Origin of the sequence: Halobellus ordinarius (assembly GCF_031823395.1) — an archaeon.
GTDB lineage: Archaea > Halobacteriota > Halobacteria > Halobacteriales > Haloferacaceae > Haloquadratum > Haloquadratum ordinarius.
Map to the genome: position 1 here is coordinate 118140 of NZ_JAVQKJ010000011.1, position 14582 is coordinate 132721.

General features: G+C 58.2%; 11 protein-coding genes and 1 pseudogene. 4 read left to right on the forward strand and 8 right to left on the reverse strand.

The genetic code is table 11. The annotated features are described in order from the left end of the window. Positions 1-153: 153 nt before the first annotated feature. Positions 154-1836, reverse strand: a complete 1683-nt coding sequence (locus RJT48_RS16635) for an AMP-binding protein (protein ID WP_311173458.1) — start codon at positions 1834-1836, stop codon at positions 154-156. Between the two features lie 134 nt (positions 1837-1970). Between RJT48_RS16635 and RJT48_RS16640 the strand changes: the two genes are divergently transcribed. Further along, positions 1971-3155 carry a CaiB/BaiF CoA transferase family protein gene (locus tag RJT48_RS16640; RefSeq protein WP_311173460.1) on the forward strand — a complete coding sequence of 395 codons (1185 nt, stop codon included), beginning with the start codon at positions 1971-1973 and terminating at the stop codon, positions 3153-3155. An 81-nt stretch (positions 3156-3236) separates the two neighbouring features. Beyond that, positions 3237-4406, forward strand: a complete 1170-nt coding sequence (locus RJT48_RS16645) for an enolase C-terminal domain-like protein (protein WP_311173461.1) — start codon at positions 3237-3239, stop codon at positions 4404-4406. 91 nt (positions 4407-4497) lie between these two features. On the opposite strand, the gene RJT48_RS16650 is transcribed toward RJT48_RS16645, so the two are convergent. The 4 genes and pseudogenes from RJT48_RS16650 to RJT48_RS16665 all read right to left on the reverse strand — a co-directional run bounded on the left by RJT48_RS16650 (position 4498) and on the right by RJT48_RS16665 (position 8666). Next, positions 4498-5334 carry a carbohydrate ABC transporter permease gene (locus tag RJT48_RS16650; protein WP_311173462.1) on the reverse strand — a complete coding sequence of 279 codons (837 nt, stop codon included), beginning with the start codon at positions 5332-5334 and terminating at the stop codon, positions 4498-4500. After that, positions 5331-6266, reverse strand: coding sequence for a carbohydrate ABC transporter permease (locus RJT48_RS16655; protein WP_311173463.1), 936 nt, complete (start codon positions 6264-6266; stop codon positions 5331-5333). Before RJT48_RS16655 ends, RJT48_RS16650 begins: the two co-directional genes overlap by 4 nt. 30 nt (positions 6267-6296) lie before the next feature. Beyond that, on the reverse strand, positions 6297-7808 hold the full coding sequence (locus tag RJT48_RS16660) for an ABC transporter substrate-binding protein (RefSeq protein WP_311173464.1): 1512 nt from the start codon (positions 7806-7808) through the stop codon (positions 6297-6299). Between the two features lie 57 nt (positions 7809-7865). After that, positions 7866-8666, reverse strand: a pseudogene (locus RJT48_RS16665) (transposase). A 333-nt stretch (positions 8667-8999) separates the two neighbouring features. On the opposite strand from RJT48_RS16665, the gene RJT48_RS16670 reads away from it, so the two are divergent. Together RJT48_RS16670 and RJT48_RS16675 are read left to right on the forward strand one after the other, a co-directional pair. After that, positions 9000-9164: a hypothetical protein gene (locus RJT48_RS16670; protein ID WP_311173466.1), complete on the forward strand. Its 165-nt coding sequence runs from the start codon at positions 9000-9002 to the stop codon at positions 9162-9164. Positions 9165-9272: 108 nt separating this feature from the next. Next, a complete protein-coding gene (locus RJT48_RS16675) occupies positions 9273-10634 on the forward strand; it encodes a hypothetical protein (protein WP_311173467.1) in 1362 nt (453 codons plus the stop codon). 230 nt (positions 10635-10864) lie between these two features. Here the strand turns inward: RJT48_RS16675 and RJT48_RS16680 are convergent, their stop codons facing one another. The 3 genes from RJT48_RS16680 to RJT48_RS16690 form a co-directional block, all read right to left on the reverse strand. Further along, positions 10865-11320 carry a MaoC family dehydratase gene (locus RJT48_RS16680; RefSeq protein ID WP_311173468.1) on the reverse strand — a complete coding sequence of 152 codons (456 nt, stop codon included), beginning with the start codon at positions 11318-11320 and terminating at the stop codon, positions 10865-10867. Positions 11321-11437: 117 nt separating this feature from the next. Beyond that, positions 11438-12154 carry an SDR family NAD(P)-dependent oxidoreductase gene (locus tag RJT48_RS16685; protein ID WP_311173469.1) on the reverse strand — a complete coding sequence of 239 codons (717 nt, stop codon included), beginning with the start codon at positions 12152-12154 and terminating at the stop codon, positions 11438-11440. A gap of 50 nt (positions 12155-12204) precedes the next feature. Further along, entirely contained in the window at positions 12205-14568 is a 2364-nt protein-coding gene (locus tag RJT48_RS16690; protein WP_311173470.1) for a DUF3604 domain-containing protein, read from the reverse strand. Between the last annotated feature and the right edge of the window lie 14 nt (positions 14569-14582).

The window sequence follows — 14582 nt, forward strand, 5'->3', positions numbered from 1 at the left end:
AGGATACGCCTTCTCAGTTCTCCTTGCCGTTGATCGTCAGAACACGATCAGCTACAACATTCTAGAACACTTCAATAAAATCGCGTGACTGCAACCATATTGGTACCTAACTTAACGCGACTCCGTTCGGTCGTCCGCAGCTCGCGCGACATCTCAGGACCCCTCGTCTTCGAACAGTGCAGAGCGGTCGACTTTCCCTGAACGAGTCGTCGGGGGGGACGGGAGGACCTCAATGTCGTGGGGTACCTTGTGAGCACCGGCGTCCGAACGGACGAGGTCCCGAAGACGCTCGATCGTTGCCCCCTCGATGGTTGCGCCGGGCGCTGGGACGACGTAAGCCCGGACGCGCTGGCCACGCTTGGGTCCGGGCACGCCCCCGACGACGGCCTCCGCGACGGCGTCGTGCCGTTCGAGTGCACGCTCAACCTCAACCGGGCTAACCCGGTAGCCCGAGGAGAGTATCAGATCGTCGGTCCGGCCCCGGAAGTAGAAATACCCATCCGCGTCGAGGACGACAGTGTCACCCGTAAGAAGTAGGTCACCGTTGTGTCTTGTCTCTGTTGCCGCTGGGTCGTCCCAGTACTTCAAGAATGCTACCGGGTCCGGCAGTTCGACAGCGAGTTCGCCGGGTTCACCCGGCGGTAGGGGGTTCCCCTCTTCGTCGATAACGAGGAGGTTATGTCCGGGATAAGCCCGTCCTAGCGACCCTTCGTGGGGCTCGAAAAGGGCTTGGCACTCGCCCGCTAACGCATTAGCCTCAGTCTGGCCATATCCCTCGTTGACCACGAGGTCAAAGGTTGACTCCGCCCACACCCGGAGATCCTCGTTGAGGGGCTCGCCGCCACACTGGACGACCGACAGCTTCGGCAGTGTCGTGTCCGGATCGGGGACAGCATCGCGTATTTGATGCAGTGCGGTCGGGGGCATAAACGACCGGGTGATCCCCTGCTCGTTAAGGAAGGCCAGCGCCCCCTCGGGATCGAAGCCGGAGCGTCGCTCCCGGGAGACCAGAGTGCCGCCGATGGCGAGCGTGGGGAACACCACGTCAAATAGCGCCCCGGCCCAGGCCCACTCAGCGGGTGTCCAAACACACTGGTCGCCGAATTCCGCGGGGTCGAATAGGTGGAACCAGCAGTGGAACCCGGGCATCGAGCCCACGAGGTAGCGGTGGCCGACTACTACGCCTTTCGGCCGATTGGTCGTGCCGGAGGTGTACAGCACCAGCGCGGGGTCGTCTGGGCCGCTGGAAACATCAGGACCCCGCCGTCTCGGCTTGACGACCGATCGGAGGCCACCGAGGTGGGCTCCCCCAGGACCGTACCTGTCGGGATCCGCCGGCACCGCCACAACTGCCGCTGACCTGTCTAGCGTGGCGCCCGCATTCTCGAACCTGTCGCGGATCATCTCGTCGACTACGAAGAGGTCGGCCGACACGTTGTCGAGTGTGTACTCCAGCGAGTCAGCCCCCAGCAGGACCGAGATCGGCACCACGACGGCGCCAAGCCGGTAGGCTGCGAGGTGGACAAGCAGCAGTTCCGGCGACTGGGGGAACGAGACGGCAACGCGGTCGCCCTCGCTCACCCCACAGTCGACCAACCACGCGGCGACGGCCGCCGCGGCTGTGTCTAGGTGCTCGTAAGTGAACTCGTGGGTCCTCCCGGCGCTATCGACGTGACGCAGTGCCGTCCGCGCCCGCACTGCCTGCGGGTGGTCCAGCGACGCCGTTGCGATGTCGTACTCCTCGGGTATCGTCCAGGAGAACGCCGTCCGGAACTCGTCGAAGGAGTCGACAGACCCCGGTTCGGGAAGGTCATATCCCAATGGCGTCCAATCCATACAAAATGAATGGATCCACTGGGGATTTAATTCTTTTACGGCGACGGGGGGACTACTGCGGGAACTCACGCTGCTCCGCTTCGTCTGCCTCCAGATGAATCTTTATTTGCGTGTGTGCCGAAGACTCGCCTGTTATGACCCAGCCATTAGAGGGTATCACAGTCGCGGACTTCACCACTGCACACCAGGGTCCGTGGGCAACCCAGAAGCTCGGAGATCTTGGTGCTGATGTCGTGAAGATTGAGCGTATCGGGGGCGAATGGTCCCGGCAGCTCGCGGCCGGCGGCGAACTGTACCGGGGTGAGAGCCCGTTTTGGCTCGCCGCCAATCGTAGCAAGCGTAGCATCGGCGTTGACCTCAAGAACGAGGACGGCTTGGCAGTGGTGCTAGATATCGTTGAGGAGGCGGATGTCCTCGTCGAGAACTTCCGGCCGGGCGTGATGGACCGCTTCGGGCTGGGCTACGAGGATGTCCAGGAAGTCAACCCCGAAATAGTGTACGTCTCAGCGTCGGGATTCGGTAGCGACGGCCCCGAGGCCGATCGGCCGGGTCAGGACCTGCTGATGCAGGCGCTGTCCGGGATAGCCGACACGGTTGGCCGCAAAGGCGATCCGCCGACGGCCATCCCGTTCCCGGTCGTCGACGGACACTCCGGGATGCAAGTTGCGCTGTACACTATGGTGGCACTGTTCCACCGTGAACGCACCGGAGAGGGGCAAAGAGTGGAAGTGAACCTGTTGGACTCTGCCATCGACTCACAGTGCCAGGGGTTCACCCTGGAGTTGAATCTTGATCGTGAGTTCGAACGCAGCGCGGAGGGGATCGGTCAAAAATATCTTGGGGCGCCCTACGGCATCTACGAAACGATCGACGGCCACGTGGCCATCGCGATGACGCCTATGGAACGGCTAGCGGAGGTGCTGGGGTTGCCGGCCCTCGCTAAGTACGATAGTCCCGACGCAGCGTTCAAGCACCGCGACGAAATAAAAAATAGGCTGGAGGCGTACACGCGTGAGCAGGCCACAGACGACCTGCTCTCGACGCTCGTCGAGGCCGACGTGTGGGCCGCCCGTGTGCAGGACTTTGAGGCGGCTGCGAAGCACCCACAAGTCCAGCATAACGACATCATAATTGAGGTGGATCACCCCGAGGAGGGTACGTTTATGACCACTGGCACGCCCGCGGACCTCTCGGAGACCTCTGCCGAGGTCCAGCGAAGACCGCCCCGGGCCGGCGAACATACCGATGAGATACTCCACGAACTGGGATACGACGACGCGGAGACCGAGCGACTGGTCGACGAGGGGGCGGTGGAGTAGCCGGCGATGGTAGTTGGGGATCAGGCCACCCGTTTCGGGAGGTAAGGTATAAAAAGGATCGGCCCGTCCTTTATTTAGACTATGCAAATAAGCGAGGTCGTCATCGATGAATTCGAATACCAACTGGAAGACGTCGGCACTCACCGCGGCCGCCAGACGTACGAGCCGGGCAAAACTGCCGAACCGCCGGGGTTCGTCCTGACCATCCGTGCGGCAGATGGGCTAGAGGGTCACTACCGCGGGTTTATGTTCGTCCCGCCGATGGTTGCACAGGTAAAGATGGCCGCCGCGGAGTTCCTGCTCGGACGTGATCCCCTCGAGCGAGAGGCAATCTGGAACGACCTCTGGCGAGCTTTCCGGACGACAGATCACCTTGGAGTGGGCCCTATCGATATGGCACTATGGGACCTCGCTGGCAAACACTTCGGCGCGAGCGTCTCCACGCTTCTGGGCGGGTACCGCGACCGGGTGCCCGCGTACGCCTCGACCTATATGGCCGACGATCAACCCGACGGTCTCTCAAACCCAGAAACGTACGTCGCCTTTGGCGAGGAGGTCCGTGACCGCGGGTACCCAGCGTATAAGATACATCCGACTGGCAATCCCGAACGCGATATCGAGATATGCAACGCCGTCGGAGATGCGCTGGGCGACGAGATGGACCTGATGTTGGACCCAGCCAACGAGTACCGCACCTACGCAGAGGCGCTAGAAGTCGGGCGTGTCCTCGATGCACACGACTTCTTCTTTTATGAGGATCCTATGTCCGACGCCGGCGAGAGCCTCCATATGGCCCGGCGCCTCGCGGAACAACTTGACACGCCGCTGTTGGGCCTAGAGCACTCCAGGACCGGGCCATACGGTTTCGCCAACTACATTTCCGAGGATGTCTTCGAATACGTCCGCGGCGACGCCCACTCCAATGGAGGTATCACGGGTGCGATGAAAACTGCTCACCTTGCGGAGTCATTCGGCGTCGACATCGAGTTCCACGTGGGGGGACCTTCCCATCTCCATTGTATGAGCGCTATCCGTAACACGAACTACTTCGAAAAAGGGCTTCTCCATCCGAAAATTGAGTGGATGGCTGACCAGGGGTTCCTCGAGGATGTCGAGGCTATCGACGACGAGGGCCACGTCCGTGTCCCGAACAAACCAGGTCTGGGCGTCGATATCGACTGGGATTTCATCGAACGGCGCCGCACTGATCGAGTCGTCATCGATAGCGAGGGCGCCAGCGGACTGGCATAACTTGAGGCACTGTTGTGCTGGAACGAACCGGATGAACAGCAGTCAACGCCACGAACCGTGTGGAAAAACCTTGAGTGTAGGGAAATCAGCGTTAGACAGCGAACGCTTTCGCGAGGTACCGTCGTGCGCCAATATATAACACCGCGGGAGGGACTCCAACGACTAGCGCCTGAGCGGTCAGATTTTCCCAAAACTGGAGTTCCCCGCCGACATTCTTGAACAGAACGACCGTTGCCGGCTCCACACCGGTTCCAGTCGTCAGGAAATTTGCGAATAAGAAATCGTTCCAACCGGCAAGGAACGCCAGAAATCCGACGGCAACCACGGCAGGTGCTGAAATAGGCAAAATAACTCGGATGAATGCCGTAAACTCCGTGCAGCCGTACACCTGTGCGGCTTCCTCGAGGTTTGGCGGGAGGTTCTCGAAGAAGTCCCGTAGAATCCACAGCGAGAACGGTGTCACAAAAGGTTGGTAGGCCAGCCACAGTCCGGGGATAGTATTGTAGATGCCGATAGCGTTCCAGATATCTGATATGGGAATTATGAGCAGGATGTGGGGGAACAACAGCGCCAAAATAATAGTGTAGAACGCCGCCTTCCGCCCTGGGAACTGTTTGCGGCCGATAGCGTAGGCACTTGGGATAGTGATAGCCATCGAGATTAGAGCCGTCCCGGTGGCGATAAGAAAGCTGTCAACCAGCGGGTCCGAAAACTCGTCGAATACGTTCGCATAGTTTTGGAATGTAATAGTGTCTGGGATGAGTGTGATTTCCCATATGGCCTCGGGCGTGCGTAACGACACAGATACGACATACACGAATGGAGGAACGATGATGGACAAAAAGAATAACAAGAGCAAATATTTTCCGAGGACGAATCCCAGGTCGTACAGTCGCTTCCTGCTGACGAAGGGCGTGCGCGTACTCATAGGTCAACATCCCCACTCTGGCGCTCAAATTCGCGTATGAACAGGAACGCGAACCCAATGACCAAGGCTAGCAGTACAATTCCGACCGCGTACGCGCGGCCGAGACGGAAGTTGTTGAACGCAATACGGTACATCAAAATGGGTAGCAACGATGTCTCATAGCCGGGGCCACCCCCCGTCATCTGCAACGGCTGGGCTACCTTCGAGAAGTTCCAGATGACCCGCAGGCTCACTGCCACAAGAATAGCACTCTTCAACTGTGGCAGCGTGATGTTCCAGAACGTTTGTACGCGATTGGCGCCGTAGATGCGGGCGGTCTCGTAGTATTCTTTGGGCAGGCTTTCCAGTGTTGCCATAAAAATGAGGAACATAAACGGCCAGAATGTCCAGCCGGCGACCAACGTCACGACGGCGATTGCCGCCGATCCCTGGCTCGGCCAGGCGATGGCCGAATCAAGAAGCCCGAAGTCGACGGCCAACGTGAATACCGGTCCGAAACTGGGCTCCAGCAGGAACATCCAGATGGTGCCGGTAACGACCTGCGGCATCGTGTATGGCAACAGAAAGATACCGCTGAGGATGGCTTTCCCATGGTCCATATCCCAGACCAGCAAAGCGGCCGCGAGCGCTAGCGCGAGCTGAATGAGAGTCGACATACCGTAGATGGCCGTCGCGCGAAGACCGACCCAGAACGCCTCCCACTGCCAGAGATACTGGTAATTGCCGAGGCCAATCCAGGCCTCCTTCCCAGCGGAAGTCCAGTGGTGGAAGCTAATCCAGACACCCCGCAGAAAAGGCGCCCACAGGACACCAACAATGAGCACTAGGATGGGCAAGACCAGAAGGTAGTCGAACCAATACTCCTCTAGGGTCTCACGGTACCTCTCCAGTCGTTCAGTTCGAAGACGCTCAGCGAAGTTTGATGTACTCATAATAATCAAATAAAAACGTGTCCCGGCAACTTACAGACCAATCTGATCGCGCGTGTCAGCGGCGGCGCGGTTGCAGGCCTCCTCGGGGGATATTTCACCGCGCAGCGCGTTCTGGAAGTGCGAAATAGTGCCCGTATAATACATAAACAAGGCGTTCTCGTGGGCGACAAACGTCTCGTCGGTGGTTTCGAACATCTCTAGTTGCGCGGAGATGCCGTTGTGCGCTTTGCTCTCAAGCTGATCGTGTAAATCGACTCGGGCAGGCATCTGGCCAGTGCTCGCAGGGACTTCCATCTGGTTGCTTTCTTTGAGGAACTCGTTGACGAGTTCGACGGCGACCATCTGCTTTTTTCTCCATTCTTCTTCGTCGGCGCCGTCGGGGGGCGAGGTGATACCGAACGATCCCGTGATGGAGAGCAATCCAGACGGGTTGCCGTCGAAAGACCACGAAGGTGCCCACTGGATTGTGCCGTCCTCTAGCATATCGGGCGCAGTCTGCCGTAGGTTCGGGTGAATAGTGTAGGATGGTTGAGTCATACTCCAGGTGCCGTTGGAAATAGCTGGCACCGATGTCTCGTCGGCCTCGTTTGGCGTGTTATCGTTCGAAAGACCGTGTTCTCGGTAAATGTCGACATAATCCCTCGTAGCCTGCTTCCAGACTTCGTTGTCAAAATTAACCGTCTCCCAGTCGGGTCCCAATACATGACCCTCCTCGGGACCGGCGCGGTTGAGCGGCCACAGCGGGAGGATGGTATCCATAACATCGCCGGCGTCGCCGAAAATATTGTAGCCGAAGTCGCCTGGGCCGTCCTCTTGGAGAGTAGTCGCCACGTCAATGAGGTGCTCGTAGTCGTCTGGGGGAAAGTCACTCTCGAAGTCCAGACCCGCCTGTTCGAAGTGGTCACGCCGCCCCAGGAACGGAGAGAAAACGTGGAACTGGACCGGAATCTCCCAAATATCACCACCATACTTGTCGAAGATGCTCGATTTCGCGATATCGACAAGTGGCTGTATTCCCTCCCGAATTGTGGGGTCTAGCGGGGTATCCCGCCCGGGACCAGCTGGGAGTTCGCTCAGTGGTGTGAGATCATCCCTGTTGAAAAAGAACACGTCTAGCGCCGTCGAGGAATCGTAAACCACCGGGTGGTTCCCCTGGTCGAAAGCGTTTCGCCACTTCTCAAGGACGAACGCCGCTGGCAAGGTGTAGTTGACCTCAATCTGTGCGCCGGTACGCGCAGACACCCGGTTAACAATATTCTGAGCCCACCGAGTCGCAGCACGGCTCTGAGCACCGAACACATTCCAGTATGTGATTTTTGTTCCGCTCAGATCGACTCCACCAGTCTGTGCTGTCGTCTGCCCTGTCGTCTGTGCTGTCGTCTGTTCTTCCGTCTGCGCACCGTTTCCGTTTTCATCAGGATCGCCACCCCCGCAACCAGCCAGCATCATAGCGGATCCTGTCGCTAGCGCTGTGGATTTTTTCAAAAACCGTCGACGATTGAAGAACCCGTTACCTGCACGACTATGGTTGTCACGCACCATATCTTACGCTTATAATGAAGATACTTATATATTATGGTACAGGAGGGGGGGTCAAGCTTAGCGTACAGTAAATATACGGTAAGGCGGTGGGACAGAAGTGTTCTCATAGCGTGATTGTGGGGCTAGAGATATCATTTCCTCGATGATGATACCGAGTGCAACGGCCAAGTGGAGACAAAGAGCGAGGAAGACGTGTGCTTTGACTCTCACTCGACCTCGGGACCCCGTGGGCCCGAGGCCGAGATCTTTACAGACGCCGATTGCTGTTTCAACCTGTGAGCGGTACGAATACGTTTCTTCAAGCTGTTTCTGTCAGAGACGCACCGTGTCGCTGTGCTCTTTAATCCGTTCCTCAACGCGGTAGTCAATATCAAGCGGATCGTTCGTGTTCCGTGGGTTGTGCGGAATAATCGGCACAACCACCTGCGCCAGCAGGTGGTCGTGCCACTCCAGCATATCAAACTCGGCGTCACCAATCATCCAGCGTAGGCTTTCGAGTGAGTGCGTCACGCGCATCGCTGTCTCCTGATCGACTTTCTTCGCTGGAGTGAACGCTGCTGCGACGGGGATATTGTTGGCGGCGGTCACGACACAACAGCCGTAATAGTAGTCATCTTCAGCGTGATCGTAGTTCCACTCACCGTCCTCGTCACGGTGACCAACGGGAATGTCTGTGCCGTCGATACGGAAGAGCTTGCCGAGCGGTACCTGTTCGGCAAACTCGTGGACTAAGTCGATGAACACGTTCTCCGCGCCAAGTTCGAAGTCAGCAATGAACCGCGAGAGTGCCCGCCGGGACGGCGGACTCTCGAAGCCATACCGCTGCCAGACATCCTCGTTGTAGAGTTCTCGCGCCATTGGACGAGGACTGTAGATGTCGTGATAGAAGCAGTGAATGACGCCTTTCAACAGTTTTGGTGGCCCGTGAACCCGTGTTTGCCCCCTCGGATCGGGGGCGAACCCGGGATAGTCGGTGAGAAACGAGACAGATCAAGCTGTTTGAACAGTGCCGTTGTTTGGTGTCCAGTGTTTTGAAGAACTGTTCGACCGTAGCGTTATCCGGTAGGAGGGAGCTGGTCGTAGTCACATCAGATTCGTTCTACCACTTCCTTGTGAGGACTTCTGCACCACCGGCTTACGGTAATTTGGATCGGATGTCTTTCTATGTCTCCAGAAGGGCATACGACGATTATGATTTCGGAAGAAACAACCAGTAAACTGGCTAAAATTGCCGTGGAGAACGATCTAGAGAGTGTCGCTGATGCAGTTGATTATGCAGTTGACGAAGCGCTTGATCCAACAGCATACTCAGATGACGAGTTAGCACGTCTACTTCACCGAAGACTGGAAGACTGAGCTATTTTACAGTAACTATACCGTAATTCTCTCTGCTGAAGTTGACACCCTTGCTATGAAGAACATCTTAATCGGTATTTTTATATTATTCTAATCGTCCCAATGCATATGGGCGACAATACCCTTGAGGAGGTACTCCAATCTCAAGACAGTGTCGCACAGTGGTTCCGGACCAACGGGGTCGATTGGGAGCCATATGTGTTTCCCGACGAGTACACGCACTGGATTGAAGAGCAGCGGGCCGTTCGCGAAACTTGTGCAGTCGTCGATCAGTCCTATCATATGGAGGTCATCCGGATTGAGGGACCGGAAGCGGTCGACTTGCTAGCCTACTTGGGAGTAAACGACTTCGACAGGATCCGGAACGAAGACCCACCCCAGGCTTTGGATCTCTTGGTCTGTAATCCGAATGGTTACGTCATTGGGGACAACATCCTGTTTTATGTTGGTGAGAACGAATTTACCCTAGTCGGAACTGAGACCATAAACAACTGGATCCGGTACAACGCGGAAACTGGCGATTTCGACGCGCGAACGGAAGTTCTCTATCATATGTTCGACGACAATGATCCGCCGGAGTTCCGATTCCAAATCCAGGGCCCGAATGCACTCGATGTTATGGAAGAAGTCGTCGACGGCACACTTCCGGACATCTCGTTTTTCGAGATGGATATGATCGATATCGGCGGCACCGAGACCTTCGCGCTGGGGCACGGTATGGCGGCGTTCCCCGGTCTGGAGATCTTCGGACCGTACGAGGCACACGATGACGTTCTTGACAAGATCCTCGAGGTGGGACAGGACTACGGCATCCGGCAAATGGGACGGCATGCTTACAAAACTGGGAAGATCGGACAGGGCTGGTTCGCATTCTCAGTCCCAGCAATCTATGAACACGAAGATCTGAAAGGCTATCGGGAGTGGCTCGGTGCGGACTCCCTCGAAGCTAGGCTATCACTCGGAGGGAGTTTCGACTCGGATGACATCACCGATTATTATATGACGCCGATGGAGCGAGCTCAATCGCATCTTGTCGACTTTGATCATAATTTCGTCGGAAAGGAGGCACTCGCGGAGATGATCGACGACCAGCGTCGAGAGCGGGTCACACTTGTCTGGGACTCCGATGACGTGATCGATGTCTTCGCCTCGCTGTTCAGAGAAGGGAAGACAAACAAATTCATCGACTTCCCGGAAATACCGAACCGGTGGTCCACTATGCACTACGACGAGATCCGCAAGGATGGCGAAGTAATCGGAATCTCAAAATATCCGGGTTATCTCTATTACGAGCGAGAGTTCCTCTCGGTTTCCACCGTTGATACAGAACACGCCGAACCGGGCACCGAAGTAACGTTCGTCTGGGGCGACGATTCGGGTAAGCCGAGCGTCGAACGACATGAACCAGTCGAGATACGAGCGACAGTTGCCGAGACGCCGTACGTTAGAGGCGGCCGTGAAAGTATGTAGTATTCACAGCGTACCGCACAGTACATCTCGGGCTCTATCCACGATTGGTCGTTTCGAAGCCGAAATCAAAACACAAAGCCAGCGTCTCCCTCTCAAAAATATCGAAGAACGATTCTACCGGAGGATCCTCTCGCAGGGGTGCTGGAACGTTACCATTCCGTTTACTCCTAGGTGTGATTATTTTTCGACGTTGTTGGAATACAGAATTTTTCCAGGATCACGCCGCCAGGTCAGTCCACCGAACGCCGGTCGACAAGCGTCAGGTGCTCGAACACACAGACAGTGTCGTTATCCTGGTTCTCGGCCTTATACTGGTAGTCGACCCGGCCGAAGTCGTCGTCGTGAATCTTCGTGTTAACAACCTCACGGTGAGCGGTCAGGGTATCATCGACCATCGTCGTGTTCGGGAATCGGACGCTGTCGTGGCCGTAAGTGAACGCTTTAGGGTTGAGATCGGCGACGATGGACTCGGTGAGCGTGACGATGAGGTGGCCGTGAGCAATGAGCCCGCCGAACTTCTCCTCCGCATAGGGCTTGCTCACTACGGCGGGATGGAAGTCCCCTGAGACACCGGCGAAATTAATGATATCAGCTTCAGTGACGGTCCGGGCATCCTCGACGGTCCAGGTCTCTCCTTCCTCAACATCCTCCCAATAGCGATCCGTATCCTTGGCAGGCGCTTTCATAGTTGTGTAACTGAACTATCTGTCTTCGAATATAAATTAATACCGGTGGATTACTGTCCCACTCCTATGATCCCTCTGTTCGCCCTAGCTGGAAAATGAGGTCCTCTCGGTGGTTGATCACGGGTTCATCCCTGCGTCCACCTCGATAACCTCTCCGGAGATAGATGTCGTCTCCGCAAAAAAGCGGACAGCCTCCGCAATCTCGGCGGGTTTGAGCAAGCTTCCGATCGGGAGTTGCTCACGGGCCCCCGGACGGCGGTGTTCGGGAAACATTTCGGTGTCGGTCGGCCCTGGGGCGACGACGTTCGAGAACACGCCGTCTTCAGTGTGCTGGCGCGACAGCGACTTGGTGAATCCGACGACGCCGCCCTTCGAGGCTCCATAGGCGGGGTCCGAAGGACTTCCGCGAGTCCCCGCGGTCGAGGAGAGATTCACGATCTGCCCACCTCCACGATCACGCATCATAGGTAGTACCTCGCGTGCGCAATTCATTTGTCCCTCTAGATTGACCGAGAGGGTCCGGCGGACATCCTCGGGAGATGCCTCCAGCAGATCCCTGCGGAAGATGAGCGCTGCATTGTTGACGAGGACATCAATTGGGCCGAGTTCCTCGGCGGCCCGTGCAACCATCCTCGAGACGGCGTCTGGGTCAGCAACGTCGCACTGGTGGGTGATAGCTTGTTGCCCGCCCTCACGGACATCTTTTGCCACCTCCGCCGCGTCTGCCTCACTCTCGTGGTAATGGACGAGGACGTTGTGGTCCCTACCAAGATTTCGAGCTATAGCTCGGCCGATGCCGCCACTGGCTCCAGTGACGAGTGCTGTGCGTACCATACGTACCTTACCGCGAGTGGGTAAATAAAACTTCCAGGGGACGAGGGGGGCTATTCCAGCCAGACCGGCGTCGACCACGCCATATGATCATCGTCACGGTGCACCCGAACGTAGTAGTAGCCGGTATCTGGTTCGTCCAACTCGAATTCGACTTCGAACGATGGCTCGTCGGGGATCCACTCACGTACTACTTCTCCGTTGGCGACGAACTCGACGGCTTCGATGACGCCGTTGCCTTCGACAGATATCTCGAAAGGTATTGGCGACCCTCCTGTGGGGACGACGCTCCCCATCAACTTCTCGTCAGCACGAAACTCCAGCTTCATCTGGGCACCTGTCGTCGCGTAGCAGCGCCGTTCTTGAAGCGCCTCGAAGACAGCGTCGCGGGTGCGCTCGGCGACGTACACGCCAGCGAAGGAGACAGAGTAGTGGTCCCCGCTAGAAGTAAATCCGACGCGGACGCCGTCGTCTAGTATCGGTTGGAGGTAGTGCCGAGGGTCCTCCGTCTGGGGGAGCTCGATGTGTCGCGGGTCATCGAGAAACTCCGAAGCACCACGGTAGTCCTGGTACAGCTCCACCACCGGTGCCACTGTCTCGTCGTAGTCGTTCCAGTCAAAGGGGAACTGCATATCGGCAGGGTGATGAGGAATAGGCATAGTTACGTCGGAGTCAACCGCGTCCAACAGGGCCTGGACCGTGGGAGTATCCGACTGATAGATGTGCCGGCGCTCGTGGCCGGGCTCGCGCTGGATGACGTGAGCGTGACCGAATCCGCTGTCGTCCTCGCGGTATCCCGAATAGATCTGGCGCGACCCGGTGAACTCGTAGGCCGGGAACGCGACGAAGGATCCGGGTGCATCATAGGCCTCGGCGTATTTCACAGACTCGTGCCAATCGTAGGGGACCATATCCTCGGCGTGGTCGGTGACGGCGGTGAACGCCTCGCCCGTCACGTCGCGTGCGAACCGGTAGTGGAACTGCTGCTCTTGGTCGAAGTCCGATCCGCACATCGAGATGGTCGAATGGCGATGGAGGTTCCCGTACACCAGTTCCAGTTCACCGTCGGCCGTCTCGACGGTCCGACGCTCGTCTGTCGTGTTGGAGAGCGGCCGTCGCTGGACGTGCCGCGGGGTGACTGCGTATGCCGACTCACCCTCGGTCGCCGGCGCGCCGATCAGTTCTCCGTCCGTCCCCAACAGACGGACGAGATCACTGTCGCCCTCGCGGATGGCGTTGTCCGTTCGGACGTAGGCTGTGTCGGAAATGTACTCGCCGGAGTCAGCCTCTCCGAGGTCGCTGCCGACGACCGGGCGACTGTCCACTGTCCAAGCGAGCTCGATGCCTTCCGGTGTAGCACGGACTCCCACTGGACAGTTCCGTCCGGAGTAGCCACCGTCGACCGTCCGGGGGTCGTCCCAGGCACTATGACCGCTCGCCGGTCCATCTGGGGCGGGACCGCGGTGGGCGAATACCCCGTACTTCGGCACGTCGAGGTCTCGGTTGGGTGCAGCGAGATAGCGCGTGAAAACCCAGGGGCGGCCTCCTGGTGAGACCGCCAGGCGTGGGTAGTGGGCGTTTCGCTCCTCGGGTGACCCGAGACGAGTGTACACGTCCCGGTCGAGGCGCCGGACGAACGCGCGCTGGTGGTTGTACCAAGGCGCAACCATAGCGAACCGTTCAGTGGTCTGCACACGGACGTGGTCCCGTAAGTAGTGCTCGCGATTTGGGTTCATTCGCTCGGACTCACGGGTCCAAGCGACCCAAACGTGACCAGCGTCGTCGAACGCAACATCGGGATGCTGGTTATAGACACCGTCGTCGCAGACCACCGTCGTTGTCCCTGCCGCGAGGTCCCGGTAGTGGACATCGTACCCCCGACCGGTGAACGTCGAGAACACCAAGCCGGCGCGGTCCCTGGCGGTCGCGAGCCGGGGCTGGTAGGACGAATCCTCCCCGCGGAACGTCTCGGTCCATCCGTCGCCGCCGACCGGCCGCTCGTAGACGACGACCTGGACCTCGTCGGCTATCTCCTCGGCGGCGACGTACACGGTCTCTTCGGTCGCGGCTACCGCGGCCGCCGCGTAGTGGGCGTCTCCGGTCGCGACGACCGTCCCGGGGTCCTGCCCATCCCGCGCGTGGATGACCCGCCACTCGGCGTCGGGCCCGCCCTCGACCCAGGCGACGTGGCTGGTCCCGTTTGCGTGTATCGCGTCGGGCGGAAGAACATACGGGGCGTCCGAGAGGAGGGTCGGGTCGTCCGTGTCCCCCGAGAGGAGGCGCTCGTTGTCGGCCTCCTCTTCGTAGCCGAGCCAGACCGGGTAATCGGCGAGCGCGGGGTGGACATCGTAGGTGTCTCGCTCCGGCGGGAGTCGGTGCGATAGCTGCTGGTCGCCGGCATCCTCGGTGAAGATCATAGTACCTTATCGCA

Bases quoted from the DNA above. Each gene is read 5' to 3' on its own strand.
- RJT48_RS16640 (WP_311173460.1), top strand. From the start codon at position 1,971: ATGACCCAGCCATTAGAGGGTATCACAGTCGCGGACTTCACCACTGCA.
- RJT48_RS16675 (WP_311173467.1), top strand. From the start codon at position 9,273: ATGGGCGACAATACCCTTGAGGAGGTACTCCAATCTCAAGACAGTGTC.
- RJT48_RS16655 (WP_311173463.1), bottom strand. From the start codon at position 6,266: ATGAGTACATCAAACTTCGCTGAGCGTCTTCGAACTGAACGACTGGAG.
- RJT48_RS16650 (WP_311173462.1), bottom strand. From the start codon at position 5,334: ATGAGTACGCGCACGCCCTTCGTCAGCAGGAAGCGACTGTACGACCTG.
- RJT48_RS16635 (WP_311173458.1), bottom strand. From the start codon at position 1,836: ATGGATTGGACGCCATTGGGATATGACCTTCCCGAACCGGGGTCTGTC.
- RJT48_RS16690 (WP_311173470.1), bottom strand. From the start codon at position 14,568: ATGATCTTCACCGAGGATGCCGGCGACCAGCAGCTATCGCACCGACTC.
- RJT48_RS16685 (WP_311173469.1), bottom strand. From the start codon at position 12,154: ATGGTACGCACAGCACTCGTCACTGGAGCCAGTGGCGGCATCGGCCGA.
- RJT48_RS16645 (WP_311173461.1), top strand. From the start codon at position 3,237: ATGCAAATAAGCGAGGTCGTCATCGATGAATTCGAATACCAACTGGAA.
- RJT48_RS16680 (WP_311173468.1), bottom strand. From the start codon at position 11,320: ATGAAAGCGCCTGCCAAGGATACGGATCGCTATTGGGAGGATGTTGAG.
- RJT48_RS16670 (WP_311173466.1), top strand. From the start codon at position 9,000: ATGATTTCGGAAGAAACAACCAGTAAACTGGCTAAAATTGCCGTGGAG.
- RJT48_RS16660 (WP_311173464.1), bottom strand. From the start codon at position 7,808: ATGGTGCGTGACAACCATAGTCGTGCAGGTAACGGGTTCTTCAATCGT.